Annotated in this window: 1 protein-coding gene; it reads right to left on the minus strand. The window is 74.6% G+C overall.

The window, feature by feature from the left end; genetic code table 11:
• Window positions 1-5,820, minus strand: a 5,820-nt coding sequence (locus tag ACF068_RS32155; protein ID WP_392277851.1) for a type I polyketide synthase, incomplete at both ends; no start/stop codon positions are given.

Raw genomic sequence — 5,820 nt, forward strand, 5'->3', positions numbered from 1 at the left:
GACCAGCGACGCGAGATCCTCGCGCTCGACGGCCTCCCAGAACCCGGCGTCCACCGCATCGACGCCCCCGGCAACCGGCACAACGCCCACCGACGACGCCTCCGGCCAGAACCGCTGCCGCTGGAACGCGTACGTCGGCAGATCGACCCGCTGGGCGCCCGTACCGGCGAAGAAGGCGGACCAGTCGACCTCGACGCCCCGCACATGGGCCTGAGCCAGTGCGGTGACCACCGTCTCGGCCTCGGGGCGACCGTTCCGCAGGGCGGGAAGGAACGCCGAGACGTCCCCCGTCACGCATTCCTGCGCCATCGCGGAGAGGACACCGCCCGGACCGAGCTCCACGTAGGTCGTGACGCCCGCGTCCTCCAGCGCCCGGACACCGTCCAGGAAGCGCACGGCCTCGCGGACGTGCCGTACCCAGAACTCGGGGGACGCCATCTCGTCGTCGGAGACGACCGCACCGGTCAGGTTCGACACCACGGCGATACGCGGAGCCTCGTACGAGATCGACTCCGCAACCTGCCGGAAGTCGTCCAGCATGCCGTCCATGTGCGGCGAGTGGAACGCATGGCTCACGCTCAGCCGCTTGGTCTTACGACCCTGCTCCTCGAAGTGCTCGGCGATGAGCACCGCGTCGGCCTCGTCGCCCGCGACGACCACGGACTGCGGACCGTTGATCGCCGCGATGCTCACCCGGTCCGTCAGCAGCGGAAGAACCTCGTCCTCCGACGCCTGCACCGCAATCATCACGCCACCCGACGGCAGCGCCTGCATCAACCGGCCACGAGCCGCCACCAACCGGCACGCATCCTCCAGCGAGAACACCCCGGCCACATGCGCGGCCGCGATCTCACCGATCGAATGACCCGCCAGGAAGTCCGGCTTCACGCCCCAGCTCTCGACGAGCCGGAACAGCGCCACCTCGACGGCGAACAGCGCGGGCTGGGTAAATTCAGTCCGGTCCAGCGTCTCGTCATCCGACCCGAACAGCACGTCCTTCAGCGGCAGCTCCAAGTGCGAGCACACCGCATCCAGCGCCTCCGCGAACACCGGGAACGCCTCGTACAACTCACGACCCATGCCCAGCCGCTGGCTGCCCTGCCCCGTGAACAGGAACGCGAGACCGCCACCGACGACCGTGCCCTTCACCAGGCCCGGGACCTGCTCGCCCTCGGCGAGGGCACCCAGCAGGGAGGTCAGCGAGCGGGCGTCGAAGCCGTCACCGAGGAGCACCGCCCGGTGCTCCAGGGCCGCGCGGGTGGTGGCCAGCGAGTAGCCGAGGTCGAGGGCACCGGAGGTACCGGTGGCCGTCAGGACGGTGGTCGCGGCCGTGGCCAGCCGGTCCGCCTGGGCCCGGAGGGCGGCGGCGGTGCGGCCGGAGACGAGCCACGGCAGCACCGGCAGGGTGCGCGTCGCGGGGGTGCGCGAGGGAACGGGGTCGCCCGGGGTCCCGTCGGCGGGGTGGCGCGGTGCCTGTTCGAGGATGGCGTGCGCGTTGGTGCCGCTGTAGCCGAACGAGGAGACCCCGGCCCGGCGCGGGCGGCCGGTCTCCGGCCACGGCAGCGGCTCGGTGAGCAGGGAGACCGCGCCTTCCGACCAGTCGACGTACGGCGTGGGCTCGTCGACGTGGAGGGTCTGCGGGAGCACGCCGTGGCGCATCGCCATGACCATCTTGATGACGCCGGCCGCTCCGGCCACGGCCTGGGTGTGGCCGATGTTCGACTTCACGGAGCCCAGCCACAGCGGGCGGTCGTCCGTACGCCCCTGCCCGTACGTGGCGAGGAGCGCCTGTGCCTCGATGGGGTCACCGAGGGTGGTGCCGGTGCCGTGTGCTTCGACGGCGTCGACGTCGGTGGCCGACAGTCCGGCGTCGGCGAGTGCTTCCCGGATGACCCGCTGCTGGGAGGGGCCGTTGGGGGCGGTGAGCCCGTTGCTGGCGCCGTCCTGGTTCACGGCGGTGCCGCGGACCAGGGCGAGGACCGGGTGGCCGTTGCGACGCGCGTCGGACAGCCGCTCGACGAGCAGCATGCCGACGCCCTCGGACCAGCTCGTGCCGTCGGCGGAGGCGGCGAAGGCCTTGATGCGGCCGTCGGCGGCGAGCCCGCGCTGGCGGCTGAACTCGGTGAACGCCCCGGGGGTGGACATGACGGTCACGGCGCCCGCGAGGGCCATGGAGCACTCGCCGCGCCGCAGGGCCTGCGCCGCCAGGTGGAGGGTGACGAGGGAGGAGGAGCAGGCGGTGTCGACGGTGACCGCCGGGCCCTCCAGGCCGAAGGTGTAGGAGATCCGGCCGGAGACGACGCTGGCCGCGTTGCCGGTGCCGAGGTGGCCTTCCAGCCCGTCGGAGTCGTTGAGCCAGAGCTGGAGGTAGTCCTGGGCGTTGGAGCCGACGAAGACGCCGGTGCGGCTGCCGCGCAGCGTCGCCGGGTCGATGCCGGCGCGCTCGAAGGTCTCCCAGGTGGTTTCGAGGAGGATCCGCTGCTGCGGGTCCATCGCCAGCGCCTCGCGCGGCGAGATGCCGAAGAACCCGGCGTCGAACTCGGCGACGTCGTGCAGGAACCCGCCTTCGCGGGCGTAGCTGGTGCCCTCGCGGTCGGGGTCGTCGCTGTAGAGGGTGTCGAGGTCCCAGCCGCGGTCGGCGGGGAAGCCGGTGATGCCGTCGCCGCCCGTGCTGAGCAGGTGCCACAGGTCCTCGGGGCCGGTGATGCCGCCCGGGAAGCGGCAGCTCATCGCCACGATCGCGATGGGGTCGTCGGCCTCGTCGGCGGTCGCGCGGCCCGGCGGGAGGGCGGGGGCGGTCGCACCGGCCGATCCGGCCGCGAGGTCGCCGATCAGTTCCTCACGGAGGTATCCGGCGAGGGCGGTCGCGGTGGGGTAGTCGAACACCAGGGTGGCGGGCAGGCGGCGGCCGGTGGCGTCGCCGAGGAGGTTGCGCAGTTCGACGGCGGTCAGCGAGTCGAAGCCGAGTTCCTTGAAGGAGCGGCCCGGTTCGACGGCGGCCGCGCCGGAGTGGCCGAGGGCCGTGGCGACCTGCTTGCGCACGAGGTCGAGCAGGACGCGGTCCTGCTCGGCGGCGGACAGGCCGGCCAGGCGCTGCCGCAGGCCGCTCTCGTCGCCGGCTCCGGCGGCGCCGCCGCCGGCCGTACGCCGGGCGGGGACGCGTACGAGGCCGCGCAGCAGCGGTGACATCGTGCCGGCCCTGGCCTGGGCGCGCAGCGCGGTCGGGTCGAGGGGCATGAGGACCGGTGCGGCCTCGTCGAGCGTGTGGGCGAGGTCGAAGAGGTCGAGGCCCTCGGCCGTGGTGAGCGGGGGCAGCCCGTTGCGGCGCATGCGGCTGAGGTCGGCCTCGTCGAGGCGGCCGGCCATGCCGGTGCCGTCGGCCCACAGGGCCCAGGCCATCGAGGTCGCGGGGAGGCCCTGGGCGCGGCGGTGCTGCGCGAGGGCGTCCAGGAAGACGTTCGCGGCGGCGTAGTTGCCCTGGCCCGGGCCGCCGAAGACGCCGCCGATGGAGGAGAAGAGGACGAACGCGGAGAGGTCGAGGTGCCGGGTCAGCTCGTGCAGGTTGCAGGCCGCGTCGACCTTGGGGCGCAGCACGGCGGAGAGCCGCTCGGGGGTGAGGGAGGTGAGCACGCCGTCGTCAAGGACGCCCGCGGTGTGGACGACCGCGCCGAGCGGGTGGTCGGCGGGTATCCGCTCCAGTACGGCGGCCAGGGCGTCGCGGTCGGCGACGTCGCACGCCGCCCAGGTCACCGAGGCGCCCGCCGCGGCCAGTTCGGCGCCGAGGCGCTGTGCCTCGGGGGTGGTGCCGCCCCGGCGGCCCACCAGCAGCAGGTGCCGTACGCCGTGTTCGGCGACGAGCCGGTGGGCGACCAGTCCGCCCAGCATTCCGCCGGCGCCGGTGATCAGTACGGTCGCCTCGGGCGCGTACCGGACGGTCCGGGTCTCGTCGTCCCCGGCGGCGGCCGGCACCCGGGCGAGCCGCAGGGCGTACGGGGAGCCGTCGCGGAGGGCGAGTTGCGGCTCGTCGGCGTCGAGGACGGCGGGCAGGGCCCGCGCGGATTCGTCGCGCCCGTCGGTGTCGACCAGCAGCAGCCGGTCGGGGTACTCGGACTGGGCGGAGCGCAGCAGGCCCCATACGCCCGCGTGCACGGGGTCGGTGACCGTGTCGCCGTCGCCCGCCGCGACCGCGCCCCGGGTGACGACGACCAGGCGGGTGGCGGCGAACCGCTCCCCGGCGAAGAGCGCGTCGTCCACCCAGGCCCGGGTCAGGGCGAGGGCGTGGTGCGTGGCGTCGTGCACGGCGCGGGCCGACAGGGCCGGTCCGTCGGCGCGGGACTCGGCGCCCGAACCATCGCTGTCGCCGGTGCCGGTGTCGTCGAGGGCCGGGCCGTAACCGGCCAGCACCACGTCCGGCACGTCCTCACCGGCCTCGACGGCCGCCGCCAGCGCGGCGAGGTCGGCGTGCACGGTGACCTCGCCGGCCAGGACCTCCGGCAGGGCGTCCCTCAGGTGGGCCACGGCGCCCGCAGCGCCCAGCACGGCCCAGCGGCGGGGCGTGGCCGGGGCGTCGGACCCGGCGGGCAGCGGCGTCCACTCCGCCCGGAACACCGACTCGTGGAACGCGGTACGCGCCGCCCGCACCTGCTCCGCCGACACGGACCGCAGGACGAGCGAGTCGACGGTCGCGACCGGAGCACCGGTCGTGTCCGCGATCTCCAGCCGTACGCCGTTCGCGCCCGCCGGCGCGAGGTGCACGCGCAGCGCCTCGGCGCCGGACGCGTGCAAGGACACTCCGCTCCAGGCGAACGGGAGCCGGCCTTCGCCCTCGGCGCCGTCCAGCACGCCGAGACCCAGCGCGTGCAGGGCCGCGTCCAGCAGGGCGGGGTGCAGCCCGAAGTCACGGGCCGTGGCATCGGGCCCCTCGGGGAGGGCGACCTCGACGTAGACACTCTCACCGAGCCGCCACGCCGCCGTCAGGCCACGGAACACCGGTCCGTAGCCCATGCCGACCTCGGCGAGGTCCGCGTACAGGCTCTCCGTCGGGATGGCCTCGGCGCCCGCCGGGGGCCACTGGGCCGCCGCGAAGTCCGGGCGTGCCGCGCCCTGGGCGAGCACACCGGCGGCGTGCCGCGTCCACGGCTCGTCGGCCCCGCCGTCCTGCGTACGGGAGGAGAGGGTGAACGTCCTGCGTCCGGTGCCGTCCGCGTCCGGGGCGCCGACGTGGATCTGGAGCTGCACGCCACCGCGCGGCGGCAGCACCAGCGGTGCCTCCAGCGTCAGTTCCTCCAGGACGTCGCACCCGACCTGGTCCCCGGCGTGCACCGCCAGCTCGACGAAGGCGGTGCCGGGCAGGAGCACGGTGTCCATGATCGCGTGGTCGGCCAGCCACGGGTGGGTGTCCAGACCCAGCCGGGCGGTGAGGAGGAGCCCCTCCGAGTCGGCGAGCGCCACCATCGCGCCGAGCAGCGGGTGCCCGGCCTTCTCCAGTCCGGCGGCGGTCACGTCACCGGCGCGGGAGCCCGGCTCGATCCAGTACCGCTGCCGCTGGAAGGCGTACGTGGGCAGGTCGACGCGCCGGGCGCCCGTACCGGCGAAGTACGCGTTCCAGTCGACGGCGACACCCCGCACGTGGGCCTGGGCGAGAACGGCCGTGACGGTCTCCGCCTCGGACCGGCCACCGCGCAGCGCGGGCACGAAGACCGCGTCCCCGTCACTGGTCAGACACTCCTGGGCCAGGGCCGACAGGACCCCGTCCGGGCCGAGTTCGAGGTACGTCGTGACCCCGGCCGCCTCCAGAGCACGCACGCCGTCCAGGAACCG

The organism is Streptomyces sp. NPDC016309 (assembly GCF_043077235.1).
Lineage (GTDB): Bacteria > Actinomycetota > Actinomycetes > Streptomycetales > Streptomycetaceae > Streptomyces.